The organism is Sphingomonas cremea (assembly GCF_021502585.1).
Taxonomy (GTDB): domain Bacteria; phylum Pseudomonadota; class Alphaproteobacteria; order Sphingomonadales; family Sphingomonadaceae; genus Sphingomicrobium; species Sphingomicrobium cremea.
In genome coordinates, this window is record NZ_JAKFGM010000001.1 from 527,388 (window position 1) to 545,528 (window position 18,141).

Annotated in this window: 19 protein-coding genes; 9 read left to right on the forward strand and 10 right to left on the reverse strand. The window is 62.5% G+C overall.

The annotated features are described in order from the left end of the window. Position 1 precedes the first annotated feature (1 nt). The gene (locus LVY65_RS02805; RefSeq protein ID WP_235066485.1) at positions 2-1,609 is read left to right on the forward strand and encodes a phosphoenolpyruvate carboxykinase; all 1,608 of its coding nucleotides are present in this window, start codon (positions 2-4) and stop codon (positions 1,607-1,609) included. A 47-nt stretch (positions 1,610-1,656) separates the two neighbouring features. Next, on the forward strand, positions 1,657-2,103 hold the full coding sequence (locus tag LVY65_RS02810; protein WP_235066486.1) for a hypothetical protein: 447 nt from the start codon (positions 1,657-1,659) through the stop codon (positions 2,101-2,103). 185 nt (positions 2,104-2,288) lie between these two features. Here LVY65_RS02810 and LVY65_RS02815 read toward each other — a convergent pair whose 3' ends face one another. The 3 genes from LVY65_RS02815 to LVY65_RS13425 all read right to left on the reverse strand — a co-directional run bounded on the left by LVY65_RS02815 (position 2,289) and on the right by LVY65_RS13425 (position 3,670). Beyond that, complete coding sequence (locus tag LVY65_RS02815; RefSeq protein ID WP_235066487.1) at positions 2,289-2,459, reverse strand: hypothetical protein; 171 nt, start codon at positions 2,457-2,459, stop codon at positions 2,289-2,291. Between the two features lie 389 nt (positions 2,460-2,848). Continuing rightward, the gene (locus tag LVY65_RS02820; RefSeq protein WP_235066488.1) at positions 2,849-3,175 is read right to left on the reverse strand and encodes a PilZ domain-containing protein; all 327 of its coding nucleotides are present in this window, start codon (positions 3,173-3,175) and stop codon (positions 2,849-2,851) included. Between the two features lie 123 nt (positions 3,176-3,298). Next, a complete protein-coding gene (locus tag LVY65_RS13425; RefSeq protein WP_408021962.1) occupies positions 3,299-3,670 on the reverse strand; it encodes a GFA family protein in 372 nt (123 codons plus the stop codon). 92 nt (positions 3,671-3,762) lie between these two features. On the opposite strand from LVY65_RS13425, the gene LVY65_RS02825 reads away from it, so the two are divergent. The 3 genes from LVY65_RS02825 to LVY65_RS02835 all read left to right on the forward strand — a co-directional run bounded on the left by LVY65_RS02825 (position 3,763) and on the right by LVY65_RS02835 (position 8,177). Beyond that, positions 3,763-4,698, forward strand: coding sequence for a cation diffusion facilitator family transporter (locus tag LVY65_RS02825; protein ID WP_235066489.1), 936 nt, complete (start codon positions 3,763-3,765; stop codon positions 4,696-4,698). A 105-nt stretch (positions 4,699-4,803) separates the two neighbouring features. Beyond that, entirely contained in the window at positions 4,804-5,970 is a 1,167-nt protein-coding gene (locus tag LVY65_RS02830; RefSeq protein WP_235066490.1) for a hypothetical protein, read from the forward strand. A gap of 110 nt (positions 5,971-6,080) precedes the next feature. Continuing rightward, complete coding sequence (locus tag LVY65_RS02835; RefSeq protein ID WP_235066491.1) at positions 6,081-8,177, forward strand: prolyl oligopeptidase family serine peptidase; 2,097 nt, start codon at positions 6,081-6,083, stop codon at positions 8,175-8,177. Positions 8,178-8,256: 79 nt separating this feature from the next. Here the strand turns inward: LVY65_RS02835 and LVY65_RS02840 are convergent, their stop codons facing one another. The 5 genes from LVY65_RS02840 to LVY65_RS02860 form a co-directional block, all read right to left on the reverse strand. Further along, entirely contained in the window at positions 8,257-8,796 is a 540-nt protein-coding gene (locus tag LVY65_RS02840; RefSeq protein ID WP_235066492.1) for an NMCC_0638 family (lipo)protein, read from the reverse strand. Between the two features lie 376 nt (positions 8,797-9,172). Then, positions 9,173-9,388: a hypothetical protein gene (locus LVY65_RS02845; RefSeq protein WP_235066493.1), complete on the reverse strand. Its 216-nt coding sequence runs from the start codon at positions 9,386-9,388 to the stop codon at positions 9,173-9,175. A gap of 77 nt (positions 9,389-9,465) precedes the next feature. Further along, positions 9,466-11,316, reverse strand: a complete 1,851-nt coding sequence (locus LVY65_RS02850) for a DUF885 domain-containing protein (protein ID WP_235066494.1) — start codon at positions 11,314-11,316, stop codon at positions 9,466-9,468. A gap of 16 nt (positions 11,317-11,332) precedes the next feature. Beyond that, the gene (locus LVY65_RS02855) at positions 11,333-11,791 is read right to left on the reverse strand and encodes an NfeD family protein (protein ID WP_235066495.1); all 459 of its coding nucleotides are present in this window, start codon (positions 11,789-11,791) and stop codon (positions 11,333-11,335) included. Further along, on the reverse strand, positions 11,788-12,747 hold the full coding sequence (locus tag LVY65_RS02860) for an SPFH domain-containing protein (RefSeq protein WP_235066496.1): 960 nt from the start codon (positions 12,745-12,747) through the stop codon (positions 11,788-11,790). The genes LVY65_RS02855 and LVY65_RS02860 overlap by 4 nt, the downstream gene beginning before the upstream one ends. A 63-nt stretch (positions 12,748-12,810) precedes the next feature. Here LVY65_RS02860 and LVY65_RS02865 point away from each other — a divergent pair, with 63 nt between their 5' ends. Then, positions 12,811-13,614, forward strand: coding sequence for an HpcH/HpaI aldolase/citrate lyase family protein (locus LVY65_RS02865; protein ID WP_235066497.1), 804 nt, complete (start codon positions 12,811-12,813; stop codon positions 13,612-13,614). Here LVY65_RS02865 and LVY65_RS02870 read toward each other — a convergent pair. Beyond that, positions 13,611-14,090, reverse strand: a complete 480-nt coding sequence (locus LVY65_RS02870; protein WP_235066498.1) for a GNAT family N-acetyltransferase — start codon at positions 14,088-14,090, stop codon at positions 13,611-13,613. The two genes, LVY65_RS02865 and LVY65_RS02870, sit on opposite strands and share 4 nt — an antisense overlap. A 62-nt stretch (positions 14,091-14,152) precedes the next feature. On the opposite strand from LVY65_RS02870, the gene guaB reads away from it, so the two are divergent. Genes guaB through LVY65_RS02885 form a run of 3 tightly spaced genes read left to right on the forward strand, consistent with a single transcriptional unit; the run spans position 14,153 to position 17,334 of the window. Next, complete coding sequence (gene guaB, locus LVY65_RS02875) at positions 14,153-15,628, forward strand: IMP dehydrogenase (RefSeq protein WP_235066499.1); 1,476 nt, start codon at positions 14,153-14,155, stop codon at positions 15,626-15,628. Between the two features lie 3 nt (positions 15,629-15,631). Continuing rightward, the gene (locus LVY65_RS02880; protein ID WP_235066500.1) at positions 15,632-16,810 is read left to right on the forward strand and encodes an RsmB/NOP family class I SAM-dependent RNA methyltransferase; all 1,179 of its coding nucleotides are present in this window, start codon (positions 15,632-15,634) and stop codon (positions 16,808-16,810) included. 26 nt (positions 16,811-16,836) lie between these two features. Next, complete coding sequence (locus LVY65_RS02885; RefSeq protein ID WP_235066501.1) at positions 16,837-17,334, forward strand: tetratricopeptide repeat protein; 498 nt, start codon at positions 16,837-16,839, stop codon at positions 17,332-17,334. Here LVY65_RS02885 and rsmA read toward each other — a convergent pair. Beyond that, positions 17,331-18,140, reverse strand: coding sequence for a 16S rRNA (adenine(1518)-N(6)/adenine(1519)-N(6))-dimethyltransferase RsmA (rsmA, locus tag LVY65_RS02890; RefSeq protein WP_235066502.1), 810 nt, complete (start codon positions 18,138-18,140; stop codon positions 17,331-17,333). The two genes, LVY65_RS02885 and rsmA, sit on opposite strands and share 4 nt — an antisense overlap. Between the last annotated feature and the right edge of the window lies 1 nt (position 18,141).

An 18,141-nucleotide genomic window follows, 5' to 3' on the forward strand; every position in this document is an offset into this window, starting at 1 on the left:
CGTGAGCGAGCGGACCCCGGCGCATCGGCTGGAGGCACAGGGCATCGAAACGGCTGCAAAGGTTCACTGGAACCTAATGACTGCGCCGCTGGTCGAAATTGCCGTGTCTCGCGGTGAGGGGCATCTCGCCAAGGACGGTCCGCTGGTGGTCAAGACCGGCAAGCACACCGGCCGTTCGGCCCAGGACAAGTTCACCGTTCGCGACGCCGAGACGGAGAACACCGTATGGTGGGGGAAGTCGAACAAGCCGATGAGCCCGGAAGCGTTCGCCTCATTGAAGGCTGATTTCCTTGCTCATTTGAAGACGAGCGAGACGCTTTTCGTGGCCGACCTGTTCGGCGGCTCACAGCCCGAGCATCGCGTCAACGTCCGCGTGATCAACGAATATGCCTGGCACAATTTGTTCATCCGCACGATGCTGGTGCGGCCGGAGACGGCCGAGCTGGCCTCGTTCGTGCCCGAATTCACGATCATCGACCTGCCGAGCTTCCGCGCCAGCCCGGACAAGCACGGCTGTCGCAGCGAGACGGTGATTGCGGTCAATTTGAGCGAGAAGCTGATCCTGATCGGCGGCACCGAATATGGCGGCGAGATGAAGAAGTCGGTCTTCGGCCTGCTCAACTATATTCTGCCGGCCGAGGGCACCATGCCGATGCACTGTTCGGCGAACATCGGCCCCAAGGGTGATACGGCAATCTTTTTCGGCCTTTCCGGCACTGGCAAGACCACTCTGTCGGCCGACCCGAACCGCACGCTGATCGGCGACGACGAGCATGGCTGGTCGGATACCGCCGTGTTCAATTTCGAGGGCGGCTGCTACGCCAAGATGATCCGCCTTTCGGCTGAGAGCGAGCCGGAGATCTATGCGACGACCAAGCGGTTCGGCACGGTCCTCGAGAATGTCGTGATGGATGAGGTGACGCGCGAGCTTGACCTCGACGATGCGACCCTCGCCGAGAATAGCCGCGGCGCCTATCCGATCGAGTTCATCCCGAATTCGTCGGAAAAGAATATGGGCCCGGTGCCGAAGAACATCGTGATGCTGACCGCTGATGCGTTCGGCGTGTTGCCGCCGATCGCCAAGCTTACACCCGACCAGGCGATGTATCACTTCCTGTCGGGCTACACCGCCAAGGTCGCCGGCACCGAGATCGGCGTGACCGAACCGGAAGCGACCTTTTCGACTTGTTTCGGCGCCCCGTTCATGCCGCGCCATCCGGCGGTCTACGGCAATCTGCTCAAGGAGCGGATCGCCAAGGGCGGCGTCGATTGCTGGCTGGTCAACACCGGCTGGACCGGCGGCAAATATGGCACCGGCAAGCGCATGCCGATCAAGGAGACGCGCGCGTTGCTGAACGCGGCGCTCGACGGGTCGCTGAAGAATGTCGAATTCCGCAAGGACCCGAACTTCGGCTTTGACGTGCCGGTGGCGGTCCCGGGGGTCGACACCTCCATCCTTGATCCGCGTTCGACCTGGGCCGACAAGGCAGATTACGACCGCACCGCGGCCAAGCTCGTCGACCTGTTCGTCGAGAATTTCGCCGAGTTCGCGGAGCATGTCGAGGAGGGAGTGCGACAAGCGGGGCCCCAAGTAAGCGCCGCCGCCTGATCCGCCCGGTCATCCGATCGGGCTCCTTCGAAAGAAAGTCCGAAAAGATGACCGAGTTTCCCGTTCGCCATTTCCTGTCCGACGATGCCGTCGCCCATATTGGCGAGGGCCTTTTGTCACGCACCCTGCCTCGCGAGGAATGGACCCATGAGGCCCACCTCGCCGCGACCACTTACCTGACGCTTCGCCGCTTGGATATCGACCTCGACACTGAGTTGCCCGGGATCATCTCCCGCTACAACGAGAGCGTAGGCGGGGTGAACGACGATACTCAGGGCTATCATGACACGATCACGCGTGCCTTTTTGCGCGGAGTTCGGCTGTTCCTGGACGAAGCGGATACTCGCCGGCCGATCCATGAGCTGGTCAACGAACTGTTGCATTCGCCGATGGGCAAGCGCGACTGGCCGCTGCGTTTCTGGTCGAAGGACCGGCTGATGTCCGTCGAGGCGCGGCGAAAGTGGATCGAACCGGACCTTCAGGATATGCCGTGACCCCGTATCGGGGTCGCTAAATTCACTATTTTCACGGGCCTCGGCGCCATTTTTGTGAAGTTAGGGCCCGCGTCGTTCAAGCTATACCGGCGATGAGAAAGAGCCGGCCCGCCATCCCACAGCTTGTCGCCTGTAGGACAGGAATTTTTGACAGGCTAATGACCGGAATGGGTGGAAAGCGGTCATTACGCTAACGCTCGTTCGCGGCATCGTTTGACCACGTCCCACACGCCCATCGGGTGAACATGCAGGTCGTCGAGCGAAGCTGCGCCCGAGACGCTTCCAGCTCGTATTAGGACAGCGGACTTGCCGCTGCTCTGTTCGAGTTCCAGGTCGGCGACTTCGGACCATTTCAAGTCGAGGGGTCTCCCAGTCCAGCCTCGTAGGGTTATGCCATTGTCGTCGACCGCTATGGCCGGCTCCCCATTGTGATAGGCCCTTATCCTGCGCCAAATCCCCAAACCGAAAACAATTGGCGTTGTCCATGCAGCCGCTGCGACAAACCAAATCCCGTAGTTGTCGAACGCATTTCCGGACCGTTGATTTGGATCCAATACCGTGACGATGGCAGCGGCTGTAAGCCCAACGGCAAGCGCGAGTGTCCCCGCCGTCGGGAGGTAAGCGCCCAAGCGAGGCGGTCGAGCAAAGCGGAACTGGTGATGGCGCGTCATGGGCGCACCCTATTGGCACCTACCTAATGACCGCAATGGGTCGAAAGCGGACATTAGCTGCGGCGCGCAAGTTCTTAATCCCGGATTTTCATTCGGACGTCGAGGGCTCTGGATCGATCGATCAGGGCCGCGACGTCCCGCGCGTCCAGTTCGCTGTCGAAGCAAATGCCCATTACCCCGGCGCTGTTCCACCTGACCACCGCACCACGGCCAAGCGTCCCACAGTCCAAAATCACCGTCGTTCCGGTTGGCAGGCTTGCCGCACAGTCCAGCTTCGCGCCACCGGGAGATAGGTCGAGGAGCCGGACAGCATGGCGCTCTTCGTTGGCCTGCAGAAACGCCGGTAACGCCACCGGGACCCGCGGATAGACGCGGCGATCCTCATAAGGATCATGGTTCAAGGGGGATGGGACGGGGTTTGCCATCATTTCTCGCGACTGTGATGGCCTAGCACTGGGATGCTACTAGGAAGTAAATATTGAGGCTGAAATGGGCGGAGCGAGGAAATTAAGGCCGGCGCCCTTCTAGGCAGGCATCCACGGCAGGCGTTCGCCCGCATGGCTTGAGGTAACGGGCTCGAATGAACTGGGGTCATCAAAGCTGCCGAGATGCAGAAACAACATGCCGGTTGCCGCCGCTTCCTCAAATGTGAGGGTGGAACCGCAGACCGCACAAAAGCCACGCATTACTCCAGGCGAGCTCTGAAAATAGGCTGGTCGACCTTTCGTATATTCGACATTGTCGCGGTTGTAGTCAGCGAAACAGCTAGCAGGCGCACCAGTGTGTTTGCGGCAACTGCTGCAGTGGCACCAACCTACGCTAACGGGTTCGCCAATGGCGCGGAACCTGACCGCTCCGCAGAGACAACCCCCAGTGTACGATCCGCACAGGTCCACGCGACCCCCATTAGTGAAGTCCGCAATGGGTGGAAAGCAGTCATTATCTCACTCGCTGGACTTGGTTGCCGTTTCATGTTCAGGCCGGTTGGATGACGACTGGGTCGGTAGAGTGCGGTCACGTGCACGGAGGCGCCGGACATAGTCACGCGCCTGCCAATTTCGGACGCGCATTCCTGATCGGTACATTGCTCAATGTCGGGTTTGTCATCGTCGAGGCCGGCTATGGCATTGCGGTCAACTCGGTCGCGCTGCTCGCCGACGCAGGTCATAACCTGTCCGATGTATTCGGCCTGCTGATCGCATGGGGGGCGGCAACGCTGTCGAAGCGCAAGCCCAGCGCACACTACTCCTACGGGCTGAGGCGAACCTCGATACTCGCGGCGTTGTTCAATGCCGTGTTCCTGTTGGTTGCCATTGGCGCAATCGCTTTCGAGGCGGTGCAACGCCTGATCCATCCGCAACCCGTCGAGGGCAGTGTCATTATGGCCGTCGCTGCCGTGGGCATAGTAATTAATGGCTTCACCGCATTGCTCTTCGCCGGCGGCTTGAAAAGCGACATCAATATCAGGGGAGCGTTCCTGCACATGGCGGCGGACGCGGCGGTGTCGGCGGGCGTGGTCGTCGCCGGTTTCCTCGTTACGCGCACCGGTTGGTTGTGGCTTGATCCGGCGACAAGCCTCGTCATCGTCATCGTCATCCTGATTGGAACCTGGGGGTTGCTGCGTAGCTCCGTCGCCATGTCGCTGGATCGGGTACCGGATGGGATCGCGCCCGCCGAAGTGGAATCGGCCCTGATGGCGTTACCCGGCGTAATCCGTGTCCATGACCTCCACATCTGGCCAATGAGCACGACGGATGTCGCGTTGACCTGCCACCTAGTTATGCCCGCAGGCTGCCCGGGAGATTCCTTCCTCCACGACGCGAGCGCCATGCTTCACGACCGGTTCGAGATAGATCATTCGACCATCCAGGTGGAGCGGGACGAACATGAAGCCTGCGCCCTGGCCCCCGCCACGGTGATTTAGCCGTCCTGGCGGGAAGAGCAGTTGGGCTAATGGCCTTAATGGGTCGAAAGCAGACATTCGGCGCGAAAGGCGTAATAATCTGGCCAGAGGCGAAGGGAGATTGCGATGCCGGCCCATGCAGCCGATGCGATCCGCATAATGTCCGGCTTCGCGGAGCGGACGGGGTTAACCTCCGATGCCGGGCCGAAACGCTATCTCTGGACGGATGCGTTCGCGCTCTGCAACTGGCTGGAGCTCTATCGAGAGAGCCGGGACGAGCGCTACCGTGACCTGGCCGCGACACTCATCGAACAAGTCCACCTCGTCCTTGGCCGCCACCGCCCGGACGATAGCAGAACGGGCTGGTTGAGTGGCCTGCCCGAGGAAGAAGGAGCGCTCCACCCGACGGCGGGCGGGCTTCGGATCGGAAAGCCACTTCCGGAGCGTCGGACGAACGAGCCGTTCGACGATCGCCTCGAATGGGAGCGCGAGGGGCAATATTTCCATTATCTGACGAAATGGATCGATGCGCTCATCCGGGCAGCGGTCATTCTCGACGCGCCCCATTTCCGTACGCAGGCGGCGGAGTTGGCCAAAGCCGTATTCAGACCCTTCCTGCTGACCTCACCAAGCGGACGCCCGGTCGGCCTATCATGGAAGATGAGCATGGATCTTTCGCGCCCGCTGGTTGCGGGGAGCAATCCTCACGATGCTTTGGATGGATACGTCACTTATCGCTTGGTCGAGGAGATTGGCGGGGGTTCCAACTCCCCGCAAATCAGCAGCGAGATCAACGTGCTGCGTCAGCTTTGCATCGACGTTCAGTGGGGCACAAGCGATCCGCTGGGCATCGGCGGGCTTTTGCTCGACGCATTCCGGCTCGCAACCCTGCCGGACTTGCAAACCTCGGAAAAGCAGCTCCTTGGCAACATCATATTCGGCGCTGAAGCGGGCGTTCAGCAGTTCTTGCGAAGCGGTGCGATGCAGGGGCAGCCCGCGATGCGCCTTGCATTCCGGGAGCTGGGCCTGGCGATCGGATTGCAGGCGTTGCCGGCCATCGCCATCGCAGCAAATCGCCTGGGAATGATGACTGGGAGCATCGCAGCCTCTCTCAGCTCGCTATTGTCGTTTGGCAAAGTCGACCGGGCCATCGTGGATTTCTGGTCCGAGCTGCAAAACCAGAGGGTCTCAACCTGGCAAGATCACCGCGACATCAACGAGGTGATGCTGGTCGCGGCGATACTTCATTCGCAGGTTGGAACGGCTCCGCTTCCTGCACCTCAAACTGCGTAGCTTCTCTCTCGCCTGCCACTTCCGCCCTTCGTCCGCCTGTCGAACGATGCGTTGACGGTCGCGCGTGGTGCGGCCACCGTTCGGGTCGATATTCCGGAGGGGTAATTTCATTGCGCACCATCCTGTTCGCCGCGCTGTCCGCGGCCGTTTCCACTTCCGCGCTGGCGCAGGCGGAGGATCCCAATCTCTGGCTTGAGGATATCGAGGGCCAGCGGGCGATCGCGCAGGTCAAGCAATGGAATGCGGCGACTGAGGCCAGCCTGACAACCATGCCGGGATTCGAGGAACGGCGGGCGCGTGCGCTGAAGCTGCTCAACGATCCCAACCAGATCGCAACCCCTGATGAGGTGATGGGCGACCTGGTCGCCAATCACTGGGTTGATGCCGACCACAAGCGGGGGTTGTGGCGCGTGTCGCCGCTGTCCGCTTACCTGGCCGGCAAGCCCGTGTGGCGGACGCTGATCGACGTCGATGCGCTGGGCAAAGCCGAGGGCAAGAGCTGGGTCTGGCACGGCGCCAATTGCCTTCCGCCCGAATATCAGCGCTGCCTCGTTTCGCTGAGCCCAGGCGGCAGCGATGCCGACGTCGTTCGCGAGTTCGACCTCGCCGCCGGCAAATTCGTCGAAGGCGGGTTCACCGTGCCCGAGAGCAAGAACAGCGTCACCTGGGCGGATCGCGACACGCTTCTTGTCGCAATGGCCGAAGGCGAGGGGACCGTGACCCGCTCCGGCTATGCGCGGATCGTCAAGGAGTGGAAGCGCGGAACGCCGTGGAGTGCGGCGACCAAGGTTGCGGAAGCGAGTGAGAGCGATATCGGGATCAGTCCATTCGCGGTGATGGATGGCGATATCCGCCGCGTCGCAATCAGCCGCAACGTCGGCTTCTATGCGGCACGCGTGTCGATGCGCGCGCCCGATGGGCATTGGGTCGAGCTGCCGATTCCCGAGACCGCGATTTTCGACGCGGTTGTCTCGGGCCAGGCGATAGCCAGGCTAGTCGAGTCGCTGGGCCAGCTGAAGCCGGGCTCGGTCGTGGCGTTCGACATCGCGCAGATGCTCAGCGGCCAGAAACCCGAGCCGGCGCTGGTCATGGAACCGACCAAGAGCCAGGCGATCGAGGAGGTTGCCGCCACCGACAATGTGCTTTGGGTGAAGGCGCTGGACGATGTTTCGGGGAAATTGTTCGCGCTTCGCCGCCAGCCGGACGGCAGCTGGTCGAGCAAGGCCATGCCGCTTCTCGACCACAGCACGGTTCACATTGCGGGTACGGCGGACAAGCAGGACATTGCCTTCGCCGCCGTCGAAGGAATGCTAAGCCCGACAACGTTGATGTCGGTGGATTCGACCGGCAAGGCGGCCACGATCCAGGCCCTTCCGGCCCAGTTCGACGCGTCGAAGTTCAGCGTCGACCAGCGCTTCGCGACATCGAAGGACGGGACCCGCGTTCCTTATTTCCTGGTTCGCCGGAAGGGCGATAGCAGGCCGACCGGCGCGCTGATCCATGCCTATGGCGGCTTCCGCGCCGCGCAGACGCCGACCTATCTGACGGCCCAGCCCTATCGTTCCGGCCCGCTCGGCCTGTTTTGGGTGGAGCAGGGCGGCGCCTTCGTGCTGGCCAATATCCGGGGAGGCGGCGAATATGGGCCGGCGTGGCACCAGGCCGCGCTGCGCGAAAAGCGCCAGAACAGCTTCGACGACCTGGAGGCGGTTGCCCGCGACCTGATCCGCACCGGTGTGGCCCGCAAGGACGGCGTGGCGATTTCCGGCCGGTCGAACGGCGGCGTTCTGGTCGGAGCGGCGATGACCCAGCATCCCGAGCTTTATTCGGCGGTGATTGCCGGTTCGCCGCTGCTCGACATGAAGCGCTATTCGCACCTGCTCGCCGGCGCGTCCTGGGTCGACGAATATGGCGACCCCGACAAGCCCGGGGATTGGGCGTTCCTGTCCAATTACTCGCCCTATCAGAATGTGCGGCCAGGCGTTCGCTATCCGCCGACCTTCTTCTACCTGTCGACCAAGGACGACCGGGTGCATCCCGGCCATGCCCGCAAGATGGCGGCTAGGCTCAGCGCCGACGGCAATCGCATCTATTTTCACGAATATATGGAAGGCGGCCACTCGGTCGGGGCGGATCGCAGCGAAGACGCCATGCGCGCCGCCCTGCTATGGGCCTTTTTGACCAAGGAGATTGGGTCTGGTGCGGACTAAAGCGCGCGATTGGATGCTGTAGGTTGTTATGGCCGGAATGGGTGGAAAGCGGTCATTAGCTAATTGGCTTTTGAGCGCCTCAACGATCTTCGGTTAGCATCGCAATGTGCTGGGTCATAAACCGCGCGTCCGGGTATGTTGTCAGCCCAGCCCGGAAGGTTTGAGAGGGTGTGACAATCCGCCATTCGGAGGAAGTCATGGGCTTGCCCTTTACCTTCTTCACCTTGTCGGGCTGAGGCACAAGCGTTCCACCCAATCGGCCAGCAAGCGTTTGAAGTCTGTTGGCAAACTGGGACCGAGTTGCGTCCTCACTAGCTTCCACAATTTCCAAGGCGCAGACGCCGTTTGTTTCAATATGCACCAAGGCTCGCAATTCGGTTTGCTGGTCTTGAACATCCCAGAAAGGCTGCCCCTTGGACTCCGGCCTTATCTCGTTGACGGTTTTGGCGCTCAATTTCGTGAACTTAAATCGAGCGGGATCGACAGGCGTCTCGACCTTGGCAACGGTGCTGCCACAAAGATCAAAAAACACCGCCACTCCCGCTGTTGCGCGGGGATCTTCGGCTACATTTGGCGATTGCGCTGCGAGGGCCGCAGCAGCGAAGGACGCGATGATCATCCAAGGCTTTTGGCAGTAGGGTCTAATGACCGCAATGGGTCGAAAGCTGCCACTATGGCTTATGGCCGGAATGGGTGGAAAGAAGCCATTCCACTACGAATAATGTGGCAGGGCTTTCCAGTAGACGACGACCGCAATCAGCAACATCGCGGTAGCGGCCCACAACATCCACTGACCGCCACCGAAAAACACCTTTCAGAGCAAGAGAATGGTAGCACCTAGGGAGAACAGTCGTCCCACGAAGTTTAGTCGCCTTTCCGGCGTAGAGCTGATGTTTCTAATGTCAAAGGATAATGGACTTAGGGCGGAATGACCGCAATGGGTCGAAAGCGGACATTACGCTTATGGCCAGTTTGGGTGGAAAGCGGCCATTAGCTCAATGCGGCTTGGAGGCTCGGCGTTGCCACAATCCCCAGCCAAACTTACCCAGGTTCCAGATGGCCAGCATACCGACCACTAGCCAAAACCAAGCGGTCGGCACGTCTTCAACGAAGCTCTTAAGCAGGCCCGAACGGAGCAGAAGCCAGAAGATTGCAAGGAAGGCGATCCCGCCCGCCCAAAGCTTCCATGAGTTTCGCAGGTCTTCGCTCATGATGAGACAATAGCCTTTGCGCTAATGACCGCAATGGGTCGAAAGCGGCCATTAGACCCATTGCGGTTCGCCCTTGATCAGGCCGCGGACGCTTTCGTTATCGCAATATATTCGTCGATGTTCCTGGCGAGCACGTCGAGCGGGACGTTGCCGCCCTTGACTACCGTGTCGTCGAAATCGCGAAGGTCGTAGCGGGCGCCGAGCGCCTTCTGCGCACGGCTGCGCTGGCGGACGATCTCCGTATGGCCGATCTTGTAGCCGCAGGCCTGGCCGACCCAGCTGCAATAGCGGTCGACTTCGCTTGCCACTTCCTCGGGCTTCGAGCCGTTGGTCTCGACGAAGTAACGGACGCCCTGCTCGCGGGTCCAGCGCTTGTGGTGGATGCCGGTGTCGACGACCAGGCGGATGGCGCGGAAAGCCAGGCTCTGCAGATAGCCGAGGCGACCGACCGGGAAATCGTCGTAGACGCCCAGTTCGTCGGCCAGCTGCTCGGCATAGAGCGCCCAGCCTTCGGAATAGGCGTTGAACGCCAGCTGGGCGCGGATCAGCGGCAGCTGGTTCGAATATTCGCCCTGCCAGACATGGCCCGGGATCGCCTCATGGTGGGCAAGGTCGGGCAGGTCGTACTTGCGGTGCAGGTCGGTAGTGCGAAGGTTGATCCAGAATCTGCCGGGGATCGAACCATCGATCGACCCGGCGCCGCCATAGGCGCCGGGTGCGCCGGGCTCTTCCTCGGGCGGCAGGCGCTTCACTTCAAGGTTGCCTGGGACCAGCGTGCGGAAGGCGCGGGGAAGCTGGGCGCGGATGATCTTCAGCCGTTCCTGGATGAAGGCCATGATCTCGGCCCGTCCGGCATCGCCCTCCGGGAATTTATATCGCGGATCGTCCGAGAGCGCGGTCATGCGCGCGCCGACCGAACCCTGCGTATAGCCGAGGCTCTTCAGGATCACGTCCATCCGGCCATGCAGCTCGGCGACCTGGTCGAGGCCCATCTGGTGGATTTCGTCCGGGGTCATCGTGGTGGTGGTCGATGCACGCAGGGCCCAGCGGTAGAATTCCGGGCCATGCGGGCGCGCCCACATGCCGGCGTCCATCGTCGCTCGGGCGCGCTGGGCGGTCAGCTCGGCCAACTGCCGTTCGAGGGCGGGGGCGACCTTCTGCTGGGCGATGGCCCGGGCGCGATTGGCCCAGTCGCCCGGAATATCCTTGGTTCGCCGATCCAGCGATTCGACCAGCCCGCCCCCTTCGCGGGCACCTTTGACGCTCATCGTCATCTGGTTGGTCGCCTTGTCGATCAGGAAGGCGGGGGCGATCAGGTCCTGCGCGCCGGCGGCCTTGAGCCGCCCGAGCTCCCCATCCAGCTGGACCGCATAGCTTTCGAGGCGGGCGAGATAGGCGTCGGCATCCGCCGCATTTTTGACCGGGTGCTCGCTGTCGAGGAAGCGCGGCACGTCGAGGTAAGCGCCGACATTCTGAATCACGACATAGGGGGTGTTGCGCCAGCCGCCGACCGCGACATCGCCATAGGGCTGGGCAAGGCCGTCAAGCGCGACGCGATATGCCGATTTCACGACCTCGACGCTGGTCTTGGTGGAGTGGGTAAGCGCGGCGGTGTTGACTGCTTCGGCGCGCGCGAGGTCGGCGCGAAGCGTTTTGGCAAGCCCGTCCTGCCCAGCCTGGCTGCGATCGGCGAGCTTCGAACGGAGATAGGCGCGTGCGCCGGTATCGACGCCGAGGCTGGTGGCGCCTTCGGGTGACAAGGCGAGGAGGTTCTCGCCGATCGAATCGAGCAGTGCGGTGACGCCCGCCTCATCGGCCGCGGACGGACCGGTCGCGAGGGCTCGGGCACCGCCGGGCAGGGCAATGGCGGCAACACCTGCCGAGAGGGCGCCAAGCGCCTGGCGGCGCGAGAAGCTGAGATCGTTCACTACATTCTCCAATTGATCAGGCCGGGGGTAAGGGTCGCAATGTCTCGACGATCAGGCAGTTGCCTTCGACTCCAATCACTTTCGCCCTCTCTCCCGGATCTGCGGGACCGCCACGAGCATTCCATTCGCCATCGCCAACGCGAACTCGTCCGCCATGGTCGTCGACCTGGTCGACGACCGTCACCGTCTTTCCGACCAACCGTCGCGCAGGGTCGTTGAGCCGCAAATTCTCGTCGATCGAATGAGGCTCCCCATACCAGCGCTTGCCGATCATTACCGCCAGCGCGGAATAGATTGCGAACAGGACGATCTGCGGCACGATCCCCAGGTCGAACAACAGGGTGAACAGGCCGGTCGCGATCGCCGCAACACCGACGAAAACGAGGAAGAACCCCGGGGCGATGATCTCCGCGATCAGCAGGAGGACCCCGGCGATCGCCCAGATCCAACCCGGCTCGATATCCAGACCCATCATTGGCCGGCCTTGGGTACGCTCGCCTTGATGGCCGGCGTGCCGCCCACTTCCTTGCCCAGCACTTCCTTGGCGAGTTCGCCGATCCCGCCGAGCGTTCCCATCAATTGGGTGGCCTCGACAGGGAACAGGATGGTCTTGGCATTGGGCGAAGTGGCGAACATCCCGATCGCCTCGACATATTTTTGAGCGATGAAATAGTTGATCGCCTGGGCGCTGCCGCTTTCGATCGCGTCGCTGACCGCCTTCGTTGCCGAAGCTTCGGCCTGGGCGGAACGTTCGCGGGCCTCGGCTTCGCGGAAGGCGGCTTCCTTCAGGCCCTCCGCCTGGAGGATCTTGGCCTGCTTCTCGCCCTCGGCACGGAGAATCTCGGAGGCGCGCATGCCTTCCGATTCCAGGATGGCGGCGCGCTTTTCACGCTCGGCCTTCATCTGGCGGGTCATGGCGTTGACGATGTCGGCGGGCGGGCGGATGTCCTTCAGCTCGACCCGGGTAATCTTGACCCCCCATGCCTCCGTCGCCTGATCAACCACCACGAGGAGGCGCGCGTTGATCTCGTCACGTTTCGACAAGGTCTCGTCGAGATCCATCGAGCCCATCACGGTGCGCAAATTGGTCGTCGAAAGCGCCATGATCGCGGTGTAGAGATCGCTGACTTCATAGGCCGCCTTGGCCGCATCGAGCACCTGGAAGAAAACCACCCCGTCGACCGCCACCATGGCGTTGTCCTTGGTGATGATCTCCTGCCCCGGGATGTCGACCACTTGCTCCATTACGTTGATCTTGTGGCCGACGCGATAGACGAACGGAGTCACCAGGTTCAGGCCCGGTTCCGCGACCCGGACGAACCGGCCGAAACGCTCGATCGTGTAACGGTAACCCTGGCTGACGATCTTGACGCTCATCATGATGACGATCAGCACCAGTACGGCCAATGCGATCAGGAAAATCTGCAGCATGTTTATCCCCAAAAAAGCCCCTCATGATGGAACGGCTTTTCAGCTTCGTGAAGGAAAATCGGCATGACGCCGGACCTGTTCGACAAAAGGGCGCTGCTATTCCTTCCCGCCAGCAATCCGCGCGCCATTGCAAAGGCGCGGGAAAGCGACGCCGACCTCGTCATCATCGACCTGGAAGATGCGGTAAAGCCCGAGGACAAGGTCGCCGCGCGCAAAGCCGCAGTAGCTGCGGTCGCGGAAGACTGGCCGATGCCGGTCGCCATCCGGATCAACAGCCCACATTCCCACTGGCATGGCGAAGACGTCGTTGCGGTCATGCATTCGAAGGCGCAACTGGTCGTCGTTCCACGGGTCGAAAAGAAGGAAGAGCTGGGCTTCGTCCGCAATCAGACGGGGCGGCCGGTCCTGGCGATGATCGAAACGGCGAAGGGCGTGGTGGCCGCTCATGTCATTGCGCATGAGGCCTCGGCGCTGATTGCAGGAACCAACGATCTTGCTGCCGACCTGCGGCTGCCGCCGGGGGCACGCCGGGCGTCGCTGCAGATGGCGCTCCAATCGATCGTGCTTGCTGCCCGGGCTCAAGGCGTTGCGGTATTCGACGGCGTGTATAACCGCCTGGACGACGAGCAGGGCTTCCTGGCGGAAGCCATGGAAAGCCGGATGCTCGGTTTCGACGGAAAATCGCTGATTCATCCCAACCAGATTGCGCCATGCCACGCTGCATTTGCGCCGACGCATGCGGAAATCGAGCGGGCCGAAAGGCTGATAGCGGCCGCCACCGGCGGTGCCGAGCGGTTCGAAGGGGAGATGGTCGAGCAGATGCATGTCGACGCTGCGAGGCGCCTGCTGACGCGAGCGAAGAGCTAGGCGAGATCGCGAACGAAGAAGAGAGCTTCCTCAAGCGCTGCCTTGCCATAGGCCTCGCCGGGTCGGAAACCGAGCCTGCGATAAAGTGCGATCGCCGCGTTCATCGAAGGCAACGTATCGAGCAGCATCTGCCGGTAACTCGAGGCCTTAGCCCGATCGAGCAGGGCCAGCACCAGCCACTCGCCGAGGTTCGCGCCACGGGCCGCGAGCGCGACAAAGAGCCGCTTCATTTCACACCGTTCATGGTCGATCCGGCGCATTGCGATGCATCCCAGCGCACGCCCCTGGGCATCGCTTGCCAGGAGCAAGGCGCCGCCGGGCGGGGCATATTGGCCGGGAAGCCGCTCAATCTCCTCGGCAAATCCTTGATAGCCAAGGTCGATCCCAATCGCGTCCTGGTAGGAGAGGAAAAGCGCCCGCACGGCTTCGAGCTGTTCGGGCGATTCGGCGTCGCGGATCGTCAATTGCGAAAGCATGCCGCGCTAATGCCCAAAGCCTCGCCCCTTGGCGAATCGCGGCTCGTCTGCCAAAGGCGCGCATGGCTGAACTTCTCCACGACGAAATCCCCCTTGGACTGACGTTTGACGACGTCCTGCTCCAGCCGCTTGAATCGAGCGTGCTGCCGAGCGGTGCCGATACACGCACCTATCTTACCCGCGAAATTCCACTCAACATTCCGATCCTGTCCGCGGCGATGGACACGGTGACCGAGGCCGACATGGCCATTGCCATGGCCCACTTGGGCGGAATCGGCGTCCTTCATCGCAATATGGAGATTGAGGAACAGGCGGCGGCGATCCGCGCGGTCAAAAGGTTCGAAAGCGGAATGGTGGTCAACCCGATCACCATGACCCCCGAGCAGACCCTGGCGGAGGCACTGGAGCTGATGCGGGTCAATCGGATCAGCGGCATCCCCATCGTCGAAAGATCGGGCAAGCTGGCAGGCATATTGACCAATCGTGACGTTCGTTTCGCCGAAAATCCCAAGCAGCCGGTCAGCGAACTGATGACCAAAGACAATCTGGCGACGGTCGGGCTCGGCACCAGCCAGGAAGTGGCCCGGCGCATTCTTCATCAGCGGCGGATCGAGAAGCTGCTGGTGGTCGATGAAGGGCATCATTGCGTCGGCCTGATTACCGTCAAGGACATTGAGAAAGCGGTCGCATCGCCGCTGGCCACGAAGGACGCCCAGGGCCGTCTTCGCGTCGCCGCCGCGACCACGGTCGGCGACAAGGGTTATGAGCGAAGCGCTGCCCTGATCGATGCGGGGGTCGACTGCATCGTGATCGACACTGCCCACGGTCACAATCGCGAAGTCGGCGCGGCGGTCGAGCGCGCGAAGGGGCTGTCCAACAGCGTCCAGGTCGTTGCCGGCAATGTCGCCACCGCCGAAGCAGCGCGGGCCCTGGCCGATGCCGGTGCGGACGCGATCAAGGTCGGTATCGGACCGGGATCGATTTGCACGACGCGCATCGTCGCCGGGGTGGGCGTCCCGCAATTGTCCGCGGTGATGGCAGCGTCAAAGGCGGCCGCGGAGCGCGGCGTGCATGTCATTGCCGACGGCGGAATCCGCACCTCGGGCGATATTGCCAAGGCGCTTGCGGCCGGAGCTTCGACCGTGATGGTGGGATCGCTGCTGGCAGGGACCGAGGAAGCGCCGGGCGAAACGTTCCTTTACCAGGGCCGGGCCTACAAGGCCTATCGCGGGATGGGATCCGTCGGAGCCATGGCCCGCGGCTCTGCGGATCGCTATTTCCAGCAGGATATCAAGGACCAGCTGAAGCTGGTGCCCGAAGGTATCGAGGGCCAGGTGCCCTATAAGGGCCCGGTCCGCGACGTGATTCACCAGATGGTCGGCGGGGTGAAGGCGGCGATGGGCTATACCGGGTCGACCACGATCGAGGAGCTGCAACAGCGCGCCCGATTTGTCAGGATCACCAACGCGGGCCTTAGCGAAAGCCATGTCCATGATGTCGCAATCACCCGCGAGGCGCCCAATTACCCGACGCGCTAGGCCATGACTCCATCGGCGCGCGTCCAGGCAGCGATCGAGATCCTCGACGAGGTCATTGCTTCCGCCCGTGACGATGGCCCACCGGCGGACGCGATCGTCCAGCGATACTTCAAGGCGAGGCGTTATGCCGGGTCCAAGGACCGGCGCGCCGTTCGAGAGCTGGTCTATCGCGCCATTCGGCGGAGCGGGGACATGCCCGAAACCGGCCGGGCCGCTATGCTGGGCGTTGCGGAAGAAGACGAGGAAATTGCCGGACTGTTCGATGGTTCGGTCCATGGACCGGCAGCGCTTCGCCCGGGCGAGACCGGGACGCCCGCCGCGCTATTGCCGAGTTGGATCGCCCCACAGCTTTCGACACTGGTAACCGAGGACGAATGGCCAGCACTTCTTGAGCGCGCTCCGCTGGATCTCAGGATCAATATCGCACGAAGATCGCGCGAAGCGATGGTCGCCGAGTTCGAAGGAGCTGGGCCAACATGGCTAAGCCCATGGGGGCTGCGCCTACCGGCGGATTCCCGAGTGGATAATCATCCTGCATTCGCCCAAGGGCTCGTCGAAGTGCAGGACGAGGGCAGTCAGCTGATCGCCCTTGCCTGCAAGCCGGAACGCGGCGCTCAAATCCTCGATCTTTGCGCAGGTGCTGGTGGCAAGGCCCTTGCGCTCGCCGCGGCAGTTCCCAAGGCAGCGATCATCGCCAGCGACACCAACCGTGCGCGATTGGCCCAGCTTGGTCCTCGTGCCGAGCGGGCGGGTGCGACGATCGCGGTGCGGTTACTTGACGGCGGTCGCGAATCCGTACAGCTGGCCGAGCTGGATGGTCAGTGCGACGTCGTTTTGGTCGACGCGCCGTGTAGCGGCTCGGGAACGTGGCGACGCAATCCCGAGGGACGCTGGCGATTGACGCCGGGCCGGCTCGACCGCGTGGTGAAGCTGCAGGCCCGATTGCTCGATATCGCAGCGCCGCTCGTGAAGCCCGGCGGAGCGCTGGTTTACGCCACCTGCTCCTTGATTGCGGCCGAAGGCGCTGAGCAAGCGAGGAACTTCTTAGGACGCCATTCATCTTGGATCGTGCAGGATGTGCCATTCGCTGGCGGGCGTGCCGATGGGCCGGGACGGCTCCTGACCCCCAAGCACGACGCCACGGACGGCTTTTTCGTCGCGCGTTTTGTTCGGCCATGCTAGGGCTGCGCGATTGGTTGGAGATGATAATGCGCCTTACACCGCTTGTACTTTGCCTTGGTCTTGCCGCCTCGACCATGTCGGTCGCGGTGGTCGGACAGCGGCCCGACGACCAGATCGCGCCCAAGTCGGTGGAGCTTATGAAGCGGGGCGAGACATTGCTGGCCCAAGGCAAATATGTCGAAGCCGATGACGCACTGGAAACGGCGCTTGCGGTGGATCCGAAGAACCGTGCCGCCTTTACCGTGATGGCTCGGGTGGCGATCAAGGAAAAGCTGTTCGGCCAGGCCATCCGCCTGACCAACAAGGCGCTGGCGCTGGAACCGACCGACCGCGACGCGCTTGCCGTTCAAGGTGAGGCGATGGTTGAGCTGGGGGCGCTACCTCGGGCCAAGGAAAACCTCGCCAAGCTGCAACAGCTATGCGGGAACGCCGGATGCCCGCAGGTGGCAGTGCTTTCGACCGCGATTGCGCGTGGTCCCGCACTTGCGGCGGTCAAGGCCCCTGAAATTCCGAAGAAAAACTAGGACAGTCGTCGCGCCAAGGCGACATATTCCTCGACGCTGACCGTTTCGGCTCGGCGCTCCGAATCTATGCCGAGTTCGGCCAGGGCATCGAGAGCGCCCGGCATTCCTTTCACGCTCGATCGAAGCATTTTTCGTCGCTGGCCGAATGCAGCAGCGGTCAGCTTTTCCAGTACCAGCGGGTCGACGCCGGGTGGTTCCCCTGCGGGTACGATGTGCACCACAGCCGAGGCAATCTTGGGTGGCGGGACAAAGGACGACCGGTGGACGGCCATTGCGATGCGCGGGGTCGAACGCCACTGGGCCGCCACCGACAGTCGCCCGTAATGCTCACTTCCCGGCCTGGCTACGATCCGTTCGGCAACCTCACGCTGGAACATCAGCGTGAGTGACGACCACCATGGCGGCCAGGGGCCTTCGAGCCAGCGCAGCAGCAGGGCGGTGCCGACATTGTAGGGAAGGTTGGCGACGATGTGCGCGCCGTCTCCGGCTTCGCGACGCTCGTCGATCTCAAGCGCGTCACCGGAAATGACGCGCAGGCAGTCGGGAAATTCATTTTCGAGTTCGGCGAGGGCGGGGAGGCATCGCCGATCGCGCTCGACCGCAACGACCTTTGCCCCGGTGTCGAGTAGCGCACGGGTCAATCCCCCGGGGCCCGGCCCGACTTCATAGACCGTCGCGCCGTTCAGCGATCCCGGGATGGCAGCAATGCGAGCCAGCAATTGGCGATCGAGGATGAAATTCTGTCCGAGGGACTTGGTCGCCTGCAGGCCGTGCCGGGCAATGACGTCGCGTAGCGGCTCCGGCACG

What these genes read in the sequence shown, in the direction of transcription:
- LVY65_RS02830 (WP_235066490.1), top strand. Translation starts at nt 4,804, where the DNA reads ATGCCGGCCCATGCAGCCGATGCGATCCGCATAATGTCCGGCTTCGCG.
- LVY65_RS02825 (WP_235066489.1), top strand. Translation starts at nt 3,763, where the DNA reads ATGACGACTGGGTCGGTAGAGTGCGGTCACGTGCACGGAGGCGCCGGA.
- LVY65_RS02855 (WP_235066495.1), bottom strand. Translation starts at nt 11,791, where the DNA reads ATGATGGGTCTGGATATCGAGCCGGGTTGGATCTGGGCGATCGCCGGG.
- LVY65_RS02860 (WP_235066496.1), bottom strand. Translation starts at nt 12,747, where the DNA reads ATGCTGCAGATTTTCCTGATCGCATTGGCCGTACTGGTGCTGATCGTC.
- LVY65_RS02885 (WP_235066501.1), top strand. Translation starts at nt 16,837, where the DNA reads ATGCGCCTTACACCGCTTGTACTTTGCCTTGGTCTTGCCGCCTCGACC.
- LVY65_RS02880 (WP_235066500.1), top strand. Translation starts at nt 15,632, where the DNA reads ATGACTCCATCGGCGCGCGTCCAGGCAGCGATCGAGATCCTCGACGAG.
- LVY65_RS02870 (WP_235066498.1), bottom strand. Translation starts at nt 14,090, where the DNA reads ATGCTTTCGCAATTGACGATCCGCGACGCCGAATCGCCCGAACAGCTC.
- LVY65_RS02845 (WP_235066493.1), bottom strand. Translation starts at nt 9,388, where the DNA reads ATGAGCGAAGACCTGCGAAACTCATGGAAGCTTTGGGCGGGCGGGATC.
- LVY65_RS02840 (WP_235066492.1), bottom strand. Translation starts at nt 8,796, where the DNA reads ATGATCATCGCGTCCTTCGCTGCTGCGGCCCTCGCAGCGCAATCGCCA.
- LVY65_RS02865 (WP_235066497.1), top strand. Translation starts at nt 12,811, where the DNA reads ATGACGCCGGACCTGTTCGACAAAAGGGCGCTGCTATTCCTTCCCGCC.
- LVY65_RS02810 (WP_235066486.1), top strand. Translation starts at nt 1,657, where the DNA reads ATGACCGAGTTTCCCGTTCGCCATTTCCTGTCCGACGATGCCGTCGCC.
- guaB (WP_235066499.1), top strand. Translation starts at nt 14,153, where the DNA reads ATGGCTGAACTTCTCCACGACGAAATCCCCCTTGGACTGACGTTTGAC.